The sequence below is a fragment of the Chryseobacterium sp. UF-290 genome (assembly GCF_058245615.1).
The window spans coordinates 191,933-207,677 of sequence record NZ_JBSICB010000006.1 but is presented as its reverse complement, the minus strand read 5'-3'; the positions used below and the strand labels follow the sequence as shown (position 1 = coordinate 207,677).

Sequence of the window (15,745 nt, the reverse complement as noted above, 5' to 3'; positions counted from 1 at the left end):
TTTATAGTTTATTAAGAGATTCCTGAATATTTTTTATGTTTTTATTTAAGAGTGCTTTGTAAACTTCTATTCTTTCGTTGTATCCATCATCTTTACTTTTTTTAAAATTGTTTAAATCATCTAATAATCTTAGTTCGTCCTGCATTTTCTGGACAATTTTTTCGAATCGAATTTTTTTGTATTCGTCATTGATAAAAAAATACCGTTTCCGCTCATCCATTTTATTATGATCAACGATAAGCTGAGCATTCAATAACAGTGAGATACTGGTAGAAACAGAACTTTTGCTCGCAGAGAGCACTTCAACAAACTCATCAAAAGTAATTCCTACTTTCTCATAGTCAAAAAGAAGGTAGGAATAGATTTTTGAAGCTAAAGGAGGTAAGCTGAACACGGTACCATAAAACTTTACGGCATCCTGAAAAATTTTTTCATCAATTTCTATACTTTTGTGCATAATATAAAAATTTGAACAAAAGTATAAATTAGTTCAGAACCAAACGAACAAACCTGATAGAGATTATAAATACAAGGTGTTTTAAAAATTCAATGAAAGTTGATTTAACTTTTGGCTCAAATTATAATCTTCTCAAAAGCTTTCCTCATTCCGTCCCTCAAAAGGACTTCTCCGCAATAGGAATATCCCTTGCCTTCCAGAATCTTCAGCATAGCGATATTGTCATGATTGGTATCTACTTTTACACTCTGAATTCCATGAGATTTCGTAAAGTCTTCAATGTGATCGAAAAGCTTTTTTACCATTCCCTGTCCTGCAAATTTTCCATCCACAGCCACTCTGTGAACGACTACAAATTCGCCATTGCTCAGCCATGCGCCTTCAATCTGACTGTAAGCCGGCTCATCATTTAAGATTAAAGCGGCATACACCGCTATTTCTCCATCAGAGGTAAGAACATACCCGAATCCTTTGGCAATGTCACTTTCTACGGTTCCAGGGTTAGGATATCCGTTCTGCCATTGTGTACTTCCGTCCAATCTTCTTCTTTCAATAGATTGCTGGATAATTCCCCAAATAATGTCTCTGTCTTCAATTTCGGCTTTTCTTAGTTTAATTTCCGGGCTCATGTTATAAATTTGATTAATATTAAGAATTAGGGAATTAAGAGATTAAGAAATTCAGAAATTAGTGACTGCCCTGATAAAAATTACTTTTTTCATTAACATTCAGCTTTAATCTCTAGATCTCTTAATTTCTTAATCTTTTAATAATTATTGATTGATTAATTAAAAAACCGAAAACTAATAAAAATTAATTTTCGGTTCGAAGTAGTAAAATTTAAAATTATGAAATTGTTTATTGATTTTCACTTTGTTGAAGATAAGCATCAATAATTTCAAAGGCTTTCTTCTCATCTTCCAAATCTACCATCACTTTCAGCGAAGTTGCAGTGGGTGTTGTAGTAAAGGTAAGATAGCTATTTTCAACTGTGTTTGTAATTTGTGCATCATCCAATTTAGATTTAATCAACTGAATTTCTGAAGGGTTATCACTTTCATAAACCGATACTCTCGTACTTCTTTCCATATTCCAAATGTTTGAGTATTTAAATGTACAATGTTTTTTTGAAAATTACAAATCTTTGGTTTTAAATTTTATTAATATGATTTTCAATTTTGTCCAATGCCAACTGAATCTCTTCTTTGGTCACATTCAAATGAGGTCTGAAGCGTAAAGACTGATCCCCGCATGGAAGTATGATCAATCCGTCATTGAAAAGATCATTCATCAGCTGGTTTCTCTGCGCTGCGGATGGAAGATCAATGGCACACATTAATCCTCTTCCTCTCGCATTGGATATTTTCTGAGGGTATTTCTCTGCCAAAGCTTTCAATTTTTCCAATAGATAGTCCCCTACCACTCTTGCGTTTTCTACAAGGTTTTCTTTCTCGATCACCTCCATTACCAGCTGGAAACGAAGCATATCAATAAAGTTACCTCCAAATGTAGAGTTGATCCTTGAGCTTTCTCTGAAAACATTGTTCGGAACTTCATCAAATTTTTCCTTATTGGCTAAAACGCCACATACCTGAGCCTTTTTACCGAAAGAAATGATATCCGGCTTTGCAGTAAAATGCTGGAAAGCCCACATTTTCCCTGTAATCCCTATACCTGTCTGAACTTCGTCAAAAATAAGTAAGATTTCGTTGTCATCACAGATTCTTCTTAATCCCAATAAGAATTCATCTCTGAAATGGTTGTCTCCTCCTTCTGCCTGAATAGGTTCGATGATGATACAAGCCACTTTATCAGGGTGCATCAGAATAGCCTCTTCAATCTGAAGCAAAGCAAGGTTTTCATTTTTGATCGTTTCTTCAAGGTTTTCTTCTGTAATCGGGAACTTTAATTTTGGATTTAAAATTCTGGGCCAGTTAAACATTGGGAAATATTGGTACTTTCTTGGGTCTGAGGTATTGGTTAAGCTTAAAGTATAACCGCTTCTTCCATGAAAAGCCTGTTTGAAATGAATACAGATTCCTGCCTCTGTTTCAAGTCCTTTTGCAAAGTTTTTGCGGGTCTTCCAGTCGAAGCATGCTTTCATCGCATTTTCAACGCCCAGAGTCCCGCCTTCGATAAAGAAAGCATATTGTAATTCTTCAGGAATCACCACTCTTTCAAATACTTCCAGGAACCGGGCATATTCTTCCGAGTAAACGTCTGCCAGCGTCGGTTTGTTCACTGCCATTCTCCCCAGCCATTCCGATCTTTCTACAAGATAAGGATGATTGTATCCAACGGAAGCGGAAGCGAACATAGAGAACATATCTAAATATTCCCTGTCTGTAAGTTTGTCATAAAGCCATGATCCGTGAGATCTTTCTATATCCATCACAAAATCAAAACCGTCTGCCAAGACATGTTTCCCAACTGTTTCTTTTACTTTATTTGCTTTTATATCTAATGTTTGTTCCATAATAAATTGTTGTGTGATTTAATAAATGAATGATCAGATGCTTCAGTCTTTGATCATCTGATCATTCAGGTTATTAATTTTTTATTGTTTTTTGAGTACTTTAAGTAAAGCTTTTATAAATCAAATTTAATCCCCTGTGCTAAAGGAAGTTGTGCTGTATAATTTATAGTATTGGTTTGTCTTCTCATATAGTATTTCCAGGCATCTGATCCGGATTCTCTTCCTCCACCGGTTTCTTTTTCTCCTCCGAAAGCGCCTCCGATTTCGGCACCGGAAGTACCAATATTTACGTTCGCAATACCACAGTCTGAACCTGCATGAGAAAGGAACAGTTCCGCTTCTCTTAAATTCTGGGTCATGATGGCAGAAGAAAGCCCTTGCGGTACATCGTTCTGAATAGCGATCGCTTCCTCCAGCGTTTTATATTTGATCAGGTATAAGATCGGTGCAAACGTTTCATGCTGAACGATCTCATATGAGTTTTTAACTTCTGCAACACATGGTTTCACGTAGCATCCTGACTCATAATCCTTCCCGGATAAAACTCCGCCTTCCACGACGAATTTTCCACCCTCTTTTTTACATTTTTTAATAGCTTCTTCATATTGATTTACAGCATCAGTATCGATCAAAGGACCTACATGATTCTTTTCATCCAACGGATTTCCGATCTTCAATTGTCCGTAAGCTTTTGTCAGTCTTGTTTTTACTTCATCATAAATACTTTCATGAATGATCAGTCTTCTTGTTGAGGTACATCTCTGACCTGCGGTTCCTACAGCACCGAAAACAGCACCGATAATAGACATATCAAGGTCAGCCTCCTTCGTAATGATAATGGCATTGTTTCCACCCAATTCAAGAATAGATTTTCCGAATCTTTCCGCTACTTTAGAAGAAACCATTCTTCCTACTCTTGTAGAACCTGTGAAGGATACCAAAGCCACTCTTTTATCTTCAACCAGTTTTTGCCCGATCTCATGATCAGCGATCAAAACGCTGGAAATTCCTTCCGGAAGATTATTCTCCTTCAAAACTTCCGACATAATGTTCTGACATGCAACGGCACAAAGCGGAGTCTTTTCAGATGGTTTCCAGATCGTGACGTTACCGCAGATCCATGCTAAAGCCGTATTCCATGACCAAACAGCTACCGGGAAGTTGAAGGCAGTGATGATTCCAACCACACCAAGCGGATGATATTGCTCGTACATTCTGTGACCGGGTCTTTCAGAGTGCATCGTATACCCCTGAAGCTGTCTGGAAAGTCCTACGGCAAAATCACAGATGTCGATCATCTCCTGAACTTCTCCTAATCCCTCCTGCAAAGACTTCCCCATTTCATAAGAAACAAGTTTACCAAGGTCTTCTTTATATTCTCTTAATTTTAAGCCAAGCTGCCTTACGATCTCTCCTCTTTTGGGAGCCGGGATCAGCCTGAATTCCTGAAATGCCTTTTGAGCCGTTTCAATTACTTTGTCATAATCACTTTCTCCGGAAGTCTTTACTTTGGCGATCAGCTTTCCGTCCACAGGAGAGATGCTTTCTATCACCTTTCCTGAAGCGAAATATTTTCCGCCTGCCGAGGTACCTTTATTTTCTTCTTTAATACCTAAGTTTTTTAATGTTTTTTCAATTCCGAAATCCTTTACTTTTTTTGACATAAAATCTTACTTTTCGTTCTCTCTAAAGATAAAAATATTATGCGAACCTCAAAACTTTAATTTTTAAAGGGCTTTTTATTTGGACTAATTACAAACATGCTTATCTTTGCAGGATAATCTTTTTGATATTCGCCAATGGAAAATTCACAAGAAAATAACTCAAAGTTTAAAAAATGGTTCAAGCGTGTGGGATGGGCAGGATTGGCTTTCTTTACCATTAAAGGCTTGGTTTGGCTCGTCATATTCTACTTTGGAGCAGACACTCTTCAGAGCTGTATCAAATAAAAAAGCAGAGAAAATTTCTCTGCTTTCTTTTTATAGTAAGGTTAACCGGATTGTTATTCTTTCACTGAAAAGTTCAAAAAATGAACTTTTTTGTATTTTTCATAATTCCAGATCTATGAAAAACAGATAGCTTTTATTGGTAAATTCTCCGGAAACTTCTTTTAAATGGTATCTTTTTGTTTTTTTATACATCATTCTTTCTTCTTCCTCCCTGAATTCATCAGACTCTGATGCAGCAGATATTCGATCTGGCCGTTCACACTTCTGAATTCATCATTCGCCCACTTTTCAAGGAGTTTATAGGTTGACTCATCTATTCTTATGACAAAGGATTTTTTGCCTTTGGTCTCCGAAGAGTTCTGAGCTTTTTCTGCTTTCATTTTTCTTGTTTTTAATGCAAAATATGCAAAGATTTATTTTCCGGGCCGGAGCATTTCACATGATACAACCCGGAAAATCTGACTGTTAATTGTATAGAGTACCTGCATTCAATACAGGTGTTGCAGCTTTTTCACCACATAGAACGACCATTAGATTACTTACCATTGCCGCTTTTCTTTCATCATCAAGCTCAACGATATTGTTTTCAGACAATTTCTTCAGGGCCAGGTCTACCATTCCCACCGCACCTTCTACGATCTTGGTTCTTGCTGCCACAATTGCAGTAGCCTGCTGTCTCTGAAGCATTGCTCCGGCAATCTCGGAAGCATAAGCCAAATGTGAAATCCTGGCCTCCTGAATCACAATCCCTGCTTTTGAAAGACGGTCTGTAAGCTCCTGTTCTAAAATAGAATTGATCTTGTCACCACCTTCCCTTAAAGTAATAGGCGCATGATCATCTTCTAAATTATCATAAGGAAAGCTCATGGCCAGATGTCGTACTGCCGCCTCACTCTGCATTTTCACAAAATCAGAATAGCGTTCAACATCAAAAGCCGCTTTGTAGGTATCCCCCACTTTCCATACAATTACCACGGCGATTTCAATAGGATTTCCCATTTTATCATTGACTTTCAAAGTCTGTCCTTGTAAGTTTTCAGAACGTAAGGATATTTTCTGAGATGAATATAAAGGATTGATAAAGAATAATCCGTTATCTTTTACAGTCCCTACATATTTCCCAAAGAAGTTCAGCACTCTCGAATGGTTAGGCTGAATGATCATAAGCCCTTTCAGAAAAAAGCAGGAAAGAAGAAAGCAAAACATGGATAAAATAACGAAAGTAATGCTTTGGTCTACTCCACTTATGAAAAGGTAAATTGCAACTATAAACAAGATGAGACAAATCACTAGTGTTAAATAGCCGGACATGGGTTTTAAGATTTTTTCCATAATTGATTTTTATTTTGATATTATTTTGATATCATAAAGATATGATTATTTTTTTAATTATGAATTATAAATATTGATTTTTGTACCGGGTTCGGAATGTAAGCTTCGGGAATGGATATTGAGTGACATGATTTTAATCTGTTCAGCGAGCTAAAGACCTGTTTGGATAAACATATCATATAATTTGGAACGATTGATCTAATATGATATCTTTACACCCGATATGCCACGACATAAAGAATTTGATTACGATGAAAAGCTGGAAATAGTCCGCAACCTTTTTTGGGAAAAGGGCTACAATGCTACGTCTATGCAGGATATAGTAGCCACGATGGATTTGAACAGAAGTAGCATTTATGACACTTACGGCAACAAGCACGATTTATTTTTAAAATGCCTGTCAAATTATGCTTCTCTCAAAGAAAATCAATATTTGAAAGCCTCAACGGTTAAAGAAAAAGGTATCGATGCGTTGGAATACGTAATCCGCAATGTAGTCAATCAGACATTAACAGACAACAAGGCTTGTTTAATTGTGAAGACTATTTTTGAAATAGCTCCTGCGGACGACGAAGTGAAAAATCTACTTTTGAAAAGAGGTCATAATTTACAGTCAATTCTGGAAAATATAATAGCACAAGCCCAAACAGAGGGAGATATTAAGAGTAATAGCAATTCTGCAGTTATTGCCCGATATATCCTTTCATCTTTTAGTAGCTATTGGAGCCATTATATTTTGAGCAAGAACAAAAAGGAAGTTATGGAGATGGTTGATTTTTTGATGGAACAAATAAAGAGATAAAAAAATTTATTTTATTTTGGAACGATTGGTTTAAAATAAGTAAAAATAAATATATGAAACAGGCAACCCTAATTGCATCATTAGCTTTCCTATCCGTAGGCAGTTTATATGCACAACAAATACAATTGAATAATAGTAATCAACAAAAAATTATGACAAGCAATTCACAACAAGAAGTGCAACGACTGGTTGCACAATCCTATTATGAAAAAATCAACAGTGGAAATTTCAACGATGACAGTTATTATGATCTGTTTACGGAAGATGTAAAGGTATTCTATCCAAAATTCGGATTTGCAGAAGGTAAGGACGGAGTGAAGAAATTCGGACAACAGGTCAGGAAGTTGTTCAACAACCTCACTTTTGAGCTGGACAAATTCAACTTTATCGTAGCAGACAATACTGTTGTGGTGGAGGGAGTGGAAAAAGGCGCAATACATACAGGAGCTGTATTTCCCGATAATGAGGTGTCATATGGAAAGTTTTGTACGGTCTTTGAATTTGAGGATAACCACATAAAGAGAATGTACTGCTATGTTGACCCCGACCACGCAGGCGTTGATAAAGAAGTAGTGGCATTGTTAAAAAATGACATTCAAAACCTAAAAGAAATTGAACATAAAGACATTGAAATTCAAACAAAAAAAGTTGTGGAAGAATTTTACAAAATTCTATCAGGTAAAAAAGAGGGCAGTTTGGCGGAGCTTTTTGCAGAAGCCGTTGATTTTGATTTACCGGGGAATAAGGAAAAGTTTCCGTGGGCTGGAAAGCGAAGCACAAAAAAGGAAGTTGAAGATTATTTTAAAGTCCTTTATCAAAATATAAAATCCGAAAAATTTGATGTTGAATTTATCGCTATAAATGGAGAAAATGCTGTGGCAGTCGGGCAATTATCATCGGTAATATTGAAGTACAATAAAGTATTCAACGCCCAATTCACAAATATCTTTAAAATCCGTGACGGTAAAATCGTAAAATATCATTTTATGGAGGATAGTTACCGATTAAACGAAGAAATGAAGTAATAAAAAATATCCACAAGCATGAACTTACAACATTTGGTACGCAAACCGGATAGACAAATGTTATGGTAAACACTATTGAACAAATCAGTAGTGATGCAGACGATTTTAAGAAAGCAATCATAGGAGCTTGCAATGGCAGAAGATATTTTAGTGCAGAAATAATAACAATAGCACAGGAATATTTCAGCAGCAAAGAAACGATCTAACTCAACTGTCTTTTCTATTCCGTTATAGGTAAAGTTTAGACAAAAAATGCATATTTGCTATGAGCTAACGAAAACACGTTGAAATACAAAGCAACAAGCACTGTTACCCAATCGCTACCTCACTTCTTTGATTCCCCTTATATTCAACTAAAAAGACTTTTCCCTGAAAACTTTAAAATAAAAACGGCTCAGTAAATCTGTCTGTTTCATCTCTAAGCACAAAAAAATCCCGGAAATTGAGAATTCCGGGATTTTAAGTTATAGGTTCAAAAGATTATTTCTTCGTTAATGTTTTAAACTTGAAGTAAGAAATGAGTGATAAAGTGATCATGGTAGCGATTCCTATATATACCCAAGCCGGTACCGGTACCGGATCTCCGGCTGCATATGAGTGTAGCCCGCTCAGATAATAATTCACTCCAAAATAAGTCATTACCATGGAACAGAACGCAAACATTGTCGCCACATGGAACGCCCATCTGCTTCTTAATCCGGGAACTAACCTCATGTGCAATACGAAAGCGTATACCATGATCGAGATGAAAGCCCATGTTTCCTTAGGATCCCAGCTCCAGTACCTTCCCCATGATTCGTTTGCCCAGATACCTCCCAGGAAGTTTCCTACGGTAAGAGCAAAAAGACCAATGGTTAATGACATTTCAGAAACAATTACCAATTCCTTCAATGTGGTGTCATGATGAATTTTATAAGTGTCTTTATTGGAAATAATATAAAATACAAGAGAGATCACAGCAATAATCATCGACAGGGCAAAGAAACCGTAGCTGGATGTAATAATCGCCACATGTACGATCAGCCAGTAAGATTTCAGTACCGGAACAAGCGGAGTGATCTGTGGATCAAGCGCTGAACCTCCGTGTGCAAACCCCATCATAATGACCGCTACCATAAATCCGGATGCCGGAATGAGCGCGTTGGAATTTCTATAAAGGATCAATCCTGCAGTAATACCTACCCAGGAAATAAAGATAATCGCTTCATAACCATTACTCCAAGGGGCGTGACCTGAAATATACCATCTCGCCACAAGACCTAAGAAATGACACAGATATCCTATTAAACCAACAGCAATAATTGCTTTGATAATTTTGTTTAATATTCTTCCAGGCTTAAATAATTCAACAAATCCTAACACCAGAAGAAGTCCGCCGATGATCGTATAGAAGATCAGCAACTTAAAGTTGATATCCGCTTTATTCATGAAAACTTCAAGATCAACTTTAGATTTTGCAGGAACAACCGCTTTCCCCCATTTTTGCTGGTAATCTGAAAGCTTGGCCAGTTCAGCATCCGCTTTGCTCCAGTTTCCTGTCTTCTGCGCCGTTAAAGCTTCTGCAAAATAAGGCCCCATTACCTGCTGGGACTCCATATCCGGTTCGAATTTCTGATCAAGCCATGAATGCCATGTGTGGTTGGCATCATTTTTCACAGGAACAATTCTCATAAACTGCCCGCTGAAGAACTCGTTGAAGATCTGAACTCTTTCGTTTACAGCAATTACTTCTTTATCATAATTGGTCTGCTCAGCCGGTTTTTTACGGAAAGCAGTATTATAATCATGCTCAAGGATATAAGTTAGATTACCGTTGGCATCAGCCGGGAAAAGGTTCATTAATGAAGTATACCCTTCATCATTAGCCTTGGTCTTATTCTTCAGTTCGTCACCTCCCTTAGGACCTACCTTGATCATCGGAACCATCGTCCAGCTTGGCGTATCTGTATTAATCGAAAGGAACCACTGGTTGGCAGTCAGGTAATTTCCGTCTGTCCCTTTGAATTTGTCTTTCTTATATAGTTTTCTTAAAACATCTAATGCTTCTGTATTGATAGGAACAATTCTTCCTTCAAAACTCTGCACCAGAAGATATCCGAATTTATCTGCATGCTCCCTGCTGATCCTGTTTCTTGCAATGATTTCGTCAGGAGAGATTGATCTCATTTTATTCATTGGGGTTGCCAATGAGTTTTGTTTTGGAGCAGCACCATCAAGCGGCTGGACTGCCGGAGCCGGGGCATGAGAATGGTCATCACCTTCTACATGAATGTGCTCTCTGCTTCCGTCGGTTGTACCATGTGTTTCAATCTCCTGCGCGTTCATTCCTAAACTGAAGAACAATAGCAATACTGCTGCAGCCCTGGTCTTTTTCTTATTGGCATCAGTAAGCATCTTATTGAGCTTCCAGAAATGTGTTCCTTTCCAGAAGAAGATCACGAACATTCCTAAAAACAACAATCCGTATCCGATATAAGAAATCAAAGTTCCCCAGTAATCATGGTTTACAGATAATACGGTTCCCATTCTGTCCGGATCAAAGCTTGACTGGAAGAAACGGTATCCCTTATGGTTGAGAACGTGATTCATGTATATTTTATAAGGAGTCTCTTTTCCTTCATCAATGATCTTCACATGACTTTCATAAGCACTTGGAGAAGAGCTTCCTGGATATGTTTCCATAACGAAATCATCCAGCTTCAATGCGAAAGGAGTATTATATACTTTAGGCCCGAATCCCACCATGATATTCAGACCATCCATTGTTACCTGCTTGTAAGCATTCGGGTTACCTCTTTCCACAGAAAGATCAACAATTTGTTTTGTTTTAGGACCATGCAGCTCTATTTGAAGCATGTCCGGAACATTAGCGTCTTTCTTTCTGTCTCCTTCAACAGCCATCAGTCTTCCTTTTTTAAGACCTTCAGGGACCACAAGCTTCAGCTCATTGATCGTATATAAACTTCTCAATGCCAAAGGCTGGAATTCATCTTTCTTCGTATTCCCTGTAGCCTGTGTTGCCATTGTCATAAAACTAGCATCAACAGGTGTTTTGATGAACAGCTTTCCTCCTTCATTTTTAAATTCAACAGCACCTTCAATAGCCCTGTTGAATGTAACCAAAGTTCCGTTGATGGATTTTGTTTCTCCCGGCTTGATATAAATATTCTGTCTTCCTGTATTTCCTGTAGAGACCAGATGAAGATATTCTGCTCCATTCGGTTCAGCCAGCAGACTGTCTTTTTTTCTTTGAATGTATTCTTTAGCGAACACCTTGATTTCTTTCCCGTGGAAATCATAGGTTGCTTTGAAGTCTTTGTGCAGCGGAGACATCAGGTAAGGAACATCCTGATAATTAAGAACATCACCTTTTTCCTCGATCTGGATCTTAAAGAAGTTCTTATCCGTTACGATTTCGTTGGAAGTTTCCCCTTCCCGGATGTGCATGGTACCTTCGAAACTGATATATCTGGTAATGGCACCACCAATAAAAATGAAAACAAAGGCAAGGTGAAAAACCAGAACAGGCCATTTATCTTTCTTCCACAGTCTGTATCTTCCGATATTTCCTATGAAGTTGAGAATAAGCAGGACCATGATCAGTTCAAACCATTTTGCCTCATAAATTAATGCTTTTGCTGTGGGAGTTCCATAGTCGTTTTCTAAGAACGTTGCATAGGCCATTGCGAATGCGTACACCAGCAACAATACAGCCATTGTCCTGGTTGAGATAAGAATATCTTGGAGCTTCTTCATGATTTATTGTACTTGACATGCAAAAATAAGGATGATAAACCACAAAGAACTGAAAAAAAGCTGTTTTTTGTCATTTTGAAGCCTGTTTTGCTTATTTTGAATCATTCTTAATAATATTGGAGTTATTAGGAAAAATTCAAAGTTTAAAACCGAAAAAATACAGATTTATAATACCTATATGAGTGATTGAAAACTTCTATTCAAAATACTCGTTGATAAAGCATTGTTGAATCATTAATAGGATGAATTAGAAGTTTATACAATATGGTGTCTCATACAATTTTTGACCTTGCTTCAGTTATCAGCTCTTCTATCTTATAAGTAGATTCATCCAAGTCTTTTGCTTTCAGAAATAAACCCAAAGCTTTTTTTTGGTTTTACTTTCAGCTGAAATGCGTCTGCAAACTGATTCAACCCATCTTCTGAAAGGCTGATATTTTTGCTGACGTATTTCATGTTTTGGAAAAGCATGGAAATCAAGTCTGAAAATTATCTTTACAATTCAGTTTAATTTCAAAAAAATAACCCTAAATTAGGCTTTCTTTTGAGTAAAAAAGATTCTTTTAGTGTTGAAAAAACATTAAATTTGCGACATTGATATTATGGATAAAAAGACACAAAAAAAACCGACTGAATCTCCTGAAAAAGGCAGAATTTTATCTAAGCCACGTATCTTTTCCGGGCTTACGTTTATACTTTTCTCTGCGGTCCTTGCTTTCTCTTTCATTTCTTATTTAATGAACTGGAAGGCTGACCAGAGCCAGGCAGGAACAATGCTTGACAAGAGTATAAAATCTTCAAATATTTTTGGCAAGGTGGGCGACTGGTTAGGAAATATCTTCATATTTGAAAGCATCGGTATCGCCTCCTTTATTATTGCCTTTTTATTTCTTGTCGTAGGAACACTGATCCTTAAAAAGAAAATCTTCAAGCCATGGAAAACGATTGGTCATTCCCTGTTTTTCATTTGCTGGCTTCCTATTTTCATGGGGGCCCTTACCAAAGGCCAGGGTGTTCTGGGAGGAGTTTACGGCTATCAGATCATGGATTATCTTAATTCCATTATCGGAACTGTAGGCTTATGGACCGTATTGGTCGCAAGTATCCTTTTATATTTTATTCTTGAATTCAATCTACGCCCAAGTTCGATCAAAGCAAAACTGGATAAGATCAATGAAAATACCATTGGAAAAGTCAAATCCATGATGCCGGATTCTGATGAGGATTTTGAAGCGGACGAGGACCTGAAAGAAGAGATTGAGGAAACAGAAGAAACAACTGCTCCTAATGTTACGGTAAGTGATATTCCAACCCATACTTCCAATAGTCCGTTTAACAAGACCAAGGAACAGGAAGCTGTAAGTGCTCCTAAAGGATTTCCTGAAGTTCCGGTTTCTACCAATATAGAAACCATTACAACACCTAACCATACTTCTTTTGAAGCTGGGCCAAAAGATGCTTCTCAACCTGTTAGCTTAAACCTTTCCGCAAAACCTGCAGTTCCGGTTTCAACTCCGGAAGAGGCATTTGATATCAGACCTTCCGCTCCATCATCAGTGGGTACAACATCCACACCAGCACAGGAAAACATTAAATTCAATGTGGAAGTAGCTCCGGTGATTGATATCCTGGATGATTCTGACAAAAAATCACAGGAGCTTGTAGAGAAGCACGGCCTGTATGATCATAAACTGGATCTTGCCAACTTCCAGATGCCAACTGTAGATCTGTTAAAGGATTATGGCAGCGAAGAAATTTCTATCAACAAAGAAGAACTAGAAGAAAATAAAAATAAAATCGTTGGACTTCTGAAAAACTTTAACGTAGGAATTGCAGAGATCAAGGCAACGATCGGACCTACTGTTACCTTATATGAAATTGTACCTGAAGCAGGGATCAGAGTTGCAGCGATTAAAAAACTGCAGGATGATATCGCTTTGAACCTTTCTGCACTAGGAATCAGAATAATCGCACCCATGCCTGGAAAAGGAACCATTGGTATTGAAGTACCCAGAAAAAACCCTACGATGGTATCTATGCGTTCTGTGATTGCTTCTCAGAAGTTTCAGAATACAGATATGGATCTCCCGGTGGTTTTCGGGAAAACGATCTCCAACGAGATTTTCATGGCCGATCTATCAAAGATGCCTCACCTTTTGATGGCGGGAGCGACAGGACAAGGTAAATCTGTCGGAATTAACGCGATCCTGACCTCTCTTCTTTATAAAAAGCACCCAAGTGAACTGAAGTTCGTAATGGTTGACCCTAAGAAAGTGGAACTTTCATTATATTCAAAAATTGAAAGACATTATTTAGCGAAGCTCCCGGATGCAGAAGAAGCGATCATCACAGATACCAATAAGGTGATCAATACCCTGAATTCATTGTGTATTGAGATGGATACCCGCTATGACCTTCTTAAGAACGCTTTCTGTAAAAACCTGAAAGAATACAACAAGAAATTTGCAGAAAGAAAATTAAATCCTGAGAACGGACACCGTTTCCTGCCTTATATTGTACTGGTAGTAGATGAGTTTGCGGATCTGATCATGACCGCCGGAAAAGAGGTTGAATTACCGATTGCCAGGCTGGCACAGCTTGCAAGAGCCGTTGGGATCCACCTTATTGTAGCAACACAGAGACCTTCCGTAAACGTAATTACGGGGATGATCAAAGCTAACTTCCCCGCAAGGGCTGCCTTCAGGGTAATTTCAAGTGTTGACTCAAGGACAATTCTGGATTCCCCGGGTGCTGATCAGCTGATCGGTAAAGGAGATATGCTTTATTTCAACGGAAATGAGATCTTAAGGCTTCAGTGTGCTTTCGTAGATACTCCGGAAGTGGAAAGAATCGCAGAATTCATTGGTGAGCAGAAAGGATATGCATCGGCATTCCTGCTTCCTGAATATGTTTCTGAAGATTCTACAAGTTCAGCAGGTACTTTTGACCCGAATGAAAAAGATGCGTTATTCGAAGAAGCGGCAAGAATTATCGTTTCTACACAACAGGGGTCTACCTCAATGCTTCAGCGACAACTGAAACTGGGCTATAACAGAGCCGGCAGAATTATGGATCAGCTTGAAGCAAGCGGTATCGTCGGAGGATTCAACGGAGCTAAGGCAAGAGAGGTCCTGATCAGTGATCTTCATTCTTTGGAACAGTTTTTGGAAGATTTGCGTAGCTAAAGGAAAATCTGAGGATTTTAACCTTTTACATGAAAAAATGTCTAAAGAATATTAAATAAGAAAATGAAAAATATTATTTCAAAAGTTATATTAGGAAGTTTTGTTGTAGGTGCAGTAGGAATGGCAGATGCTCAAAAGATCGATGCTAAAGCTAAAAAGATATTGGATGATATTACAGCCAATTACAATTCTAAAAAGAATTCTTACTTCAAATTTTCTTTTGGAAGCGGCCTTAACGGACAGGTTACAAAAACTGAACCCGGTATTTACTATGTAGCGGGAGAAAAATACAAACTGAAGATCATGGATACTGAACAGATCTTCGATGGAAATAAGATCTACAATATCAATGCGGATGATATGGAAGTAACGATTGCAAAGCCTAACGGAAGCAGCACCATGTTCTCCCCTATCAACTATCTTACCACTTACAGGAATGATTACAACGTAACATATAACGGTAAGAAAATGGTCAATGGAGTCAATGCCGATTTTATTAAGCTGACCCCTGTGAAAGCAAACGGAATACAGTATGTTTATCTTTTTGTAGATTCAGCAAAAAAACAAATGGTAAAGCTGGAACAGCATGGAAATAATAAGGACGTTGCAGTGATCGCCATTAAGGAATACAAAGAAAATCAACAGCTGGATCCTAATATGTTTGTTTTTGACAAGAATAAGTTCAAAGACTACGTAATTACAGAGCTTTAAAGTAAAAAAGCAAAGCCGCGAATTTGAAAATTAACCTTTTGCAGTTTTGCTC

Annotated in this window: 15 protein-coding genes; 6 read left to right on the top strand and 9 right to left on the bottom strand. The window is 37.7% G+C overall.

Annotation, left to right across the window (positions count from 1 at the left end; translation table 11 throughout):
• Position 1: 1 nt before the first annotated feature.
• From AC4IF5_RS09585 to amaB, 5 genes are all read right to left on the bottom strand, one after another.
• Positions 2-457: a transcriptional regulator gene (locus AC4IF5_RS09585; protein WP_490733933.1), complete on the bottom strand. Its 456-nt coding sequence runs from the start codon at positions 455-457 to the stop codon at positions 2-4.
• Positions 458-573: 116 nt separating this feature from the next.
• Complete coding sequence (locus AC4IF5_RS09580) at positions 574-1,086, bottom strand: GNAT family N-acetyltransferase (protein ID WP_490733931.1); 513 nt, start codon at positions 1,084-1,086, stop codon at positions 574-576.
• A 229-nt stretch (positions 1,087-1,315) separates the two neighbouring features.
• On the bottom strand, positions 1,316-1,546 hold the full coding sequence (locus tag AC4IF5_RS09575) for a DUF2007 domain-containing protein (protein WP_490733929.1): 231 nt from the start codon (positions 1,544-1,546) through the stop codon (positions 1,316-1,318).
• A gap of 61 nt (positions 1,547-1,607) precedes the next feature.
• Complete coding sequence (lat, locus tag AC4IF5_RS09570) at positions 1,608-2,933, bottom strand: L-lysine 6-transaminase (RefSeq protein ID WP_490733927.1); 1,326 nt, start codon at positions 2,931-2,933, stop codon at positions 1,608-1,610.
• Between the two features lie 113 nt (positions 2,934-3,046).
• The gene (gene amaB, locus AC4IF5_RS09565; RefSeq protein ID WP_490733925.1) at positions 3,047-4,597 is read right to left on the bottom strand and encodes an L-piperidine-6-carboxylate dehydrogenase; all 1,551 of its coding nucleotides are present in this window, start codon (positions 4,595-4,597) and stop codon (positions 3,047-3,049) included.
• A 135-nt stretch (positions 4,598-4,732) separates the two neighbouring features.
• Between amaB and AC4IF5_RS09560 the strand changes: the two genes are divergently transcribed.
• Positions 4,733-4,882, top strand: a complete 150-nt coding sequence (locus tag AC4IF5_RS09560; protein ID WP_065397693.1) for a histidine kinase — start codon at positions 4,733-4,735, stop codon at positions 4,880-4,882.
• Between the two features lie 191 nt (positions 4,883-5,073).
• Here the strand turns inward: AC4IF5_RS09560 and AC4IF5_RS09555 are convergent, their stop codons facing one another.
• Both AC4IF5_RS09555 and AC4IF5_RS09550 read right to left on the bottom strand, forming a co-directional pair.
• A complete protein-coding gene (locus AC4IF5_RS09555; RefSeq protein WP_490733923.1) occupies positions 5,074-5,262 on the bottom strand; it encodes a type II toxin-antitoxin system antitoxin in 189 nt (62 codons plus the stop codon).
• A gap of 85 nt (positions 5,263-5,347) precedes the next feature.
• The gene (locus AC4IF5_RS09550) at positions 5,348-6,214 is read right to left on the bottom strand and encodes an SPFH domain-containing protein (RefSeq protein WP_490733921.1); all 867 of its coding nucleotides are present in this window, start codon (positions 6,212-6,214) and stop codon (positions 5,348-5,350) included.
• A gap of 223 nt (positions 6,215-6,437) precedes the next feature.
• Here AC4IF5_RS09550 and AC4IF5_RS09545 point away from each other — a divergent pair, with 223 nt between their 5' ends.
• The 3 genes from AC4IF5_RS09545 to AC4IF5_RS09535 all read left to right on the top strand — a co-directional run bounded on the left by AC4IF5_RS09545 (position 6,438) and on the right by AC4IF5_RS09535 (position 8,247).
• Positions 6,438-7,016 (top strand): TetR/AcrR family transcriptional regulator, encoded by a 579-nt coding sequence (locus AC4IF5_RS09545; RefSeq protein ID WP_490733919.1) that lies wholly within the window; start codon positions 6,438-6,440, stop codon positions 7,014-7,016.
• 53 nt (positions 7,017-7,069) lie between these two features.
• Entirely contained in the window at positions 7,070-8,041 is a 972-nt protein-coding gene (locus AC4IF5_RS09540; protein WP_490733917.1) for a nuclear transport factor 2 family protein, read from the top strand.
• Positions 8,042-8,103: 62 nt separating this feature from the next.
• Positions 8,104-8,247, top strand: a complete 144-nt coding sequence (locus tag AC4IF5_RS09535; protein ID WP_490733915.1) for a hypothetical protein — start codon at positions 8,104-8,106, stop codon at positions 8,245-8,247.
• Positions 8,248-8,521: 274 nt separating this feature from the next.
• Here AC4IF5_RS09535 and ccsA read toward each other — a convergent pair whose 3' ends face one another.
• A complete protein-coding gene (ccsA, locus tag AC4IF5_RS09530) occupies positions 8,522-11,797 on the bottom strand; it encodes a cytochrome c biogenesis protein CcsA (RefSeq protein ID WP_490733913.1) in 3,276 nt (1,091 codons plus the stop codon).
• Positions 11,798-12,124: 327 nt separating this feature from the next.
• Positions 12,125-12,253 (bottom strand): hypothetical protein, encoded by a 129-nt coding sequence (locus AC4IF5_RS09525; protein ID WP_490733911.1) that lies wholly within the window; start codon positions 12,251-12,253, stop codon positions 12,125-12,127.
• 146 nt (positions 12,254-12,399) lie between these two features.
• On the opposite strand from AC4IF5_RS09525, the gene AC4IF5_RS09520 reads away from it, so the two are divergent.
• Both AC4IF5_RS09520 and lolA1 read left to right on the top strand, forming a co-directional pair.
• A complete protein-coding gene (locus AC4IF5_RS09520; protein ID WP_490733909.1) occupies positions 12,400-14,982 on the top strand; it encodes an FtsK/SpoIIIE family DNA translocase in 2,583 nt (860 codons plus the stop codon).
• 63 nt (positions 14,983-15,045) lie between these two features.
• A complete protein-coding gene (lolA1, locus tag AC4IF5_RS09515) occupies positions 15,046-15,693 on the top strand; it encodes an outer membrane lipoprotein periplasmic chaperone LolA1 (protein WP_490733907.1) in 648 nt (215 codons plus the stop codon).
• Positions 15,694-15,745: the final 52 nt, after the last annotated feature.

Bases quoted from the DNA above. Each gene is read 5' to 3' on its own strand.
- AC4IF5_RS09585 (WP_490733933.1), bottom strand. From the start codon at position 457: ATGCACAAAAGTATAGAAATTGATGAAAAAATTTTTCAGGATGCCGTA.
- AC4IF5_RS09580 (WP_490733931.1), bottom strand. From the start codon at position 1,086: ATGAGCCCGGAAATTAAACTAAGAAAAGCCGAAATTGAAGACAGAGAC.
- AC4IF5_RS09575 (WP_490733929.1), bottom strand. From the start codon at position 1,546: ATGGAAAGAAGTACGAGAGTATCGGTTTATGAAAGTGATAACCCTTCA.
- lat (WP_490733927.1), bottom strand. From the start codon at position 2,933: ATGGAACAAACATTAGATATAAAAGCAAATAAAGTAAAAGAAACAGTT.
- amaB (WP_490733925.1), bottom strand. From the start codon at position 4,597: ATGTCAAAAAAAGTAAAGGATTTCGGAATTGAAAAAACATTAAAAAAC.
- AC4IF5_RS09560 (WP_065397693.1), top strand. From the start codon at position 4,733: ATGGAAAATTCACAAGAAAATAACTCAAAGTTTAAAAAATGGTTCAAG.
- AC4IF5_RS09555 (WP_490733923.1), bottom strand. From the start codon at position 5,262: ATGAAAGCAGAAAAAGCTCAGAACTCTTCGGAGACCAAAGGCAAAAAA.
- AC4IF5_RS09550 (WP_490733921.1), bottom strand. From the start codon at position 6,214: ATGGAAAAAATCTTAAAACCCATGTCCGGCTATTTAACACTAGTGATT.
- AC4IF5_RS09545 (WP_490733919.1), top strand. From the start codon at position 6,438: ATGCCACGACATAAAGAATTTGATTACGATGAAAAGCTGGAAATAGTC.
- AC4IF5_RS09540 (WP_490733917.1), top strand. From the start codon at position 7,070: ATGAAACAGGCAACCCTAATTGCATCATTAGCTTTCCTATCCGTAGGC.
- AC4IF5_RS09535 (WP_490733915.1), top strand. From the start codon at position 8,104: ATGGTAAACACTATTGAACAAATCAGTAGTGATGCAGACGATTTTAAG.
- ccsA (WP_490733913.1), bottom strand. From the start codon at position 11,797: ATGAAGAAGCTCCAAGATATTCTTATCTCAACCAGGACAATGGCTGTA.
- AC4IF5_RS09525 (WP_490733911.1), bottom strand. From the start codon at position 12,253: ATGAAATACGTCAGCAAAAATATCAGCCTTTCAGAAGATGGGTTGAAT.
- AC4IF5_RS09520 (WP_490733909.1), top strand. From the start codon at position 12,400: ATGGATAAAAAGACACAAAAAAAACCGACTGAATCTCCTGAAAAAGGC.
- lolA1 (WP_490733907.1), top strand. From the start codon at position 15,046: ATGAAAAATATTATTTCAAAAGTTATATTAGGAAGTTTTGTTGTAGGT.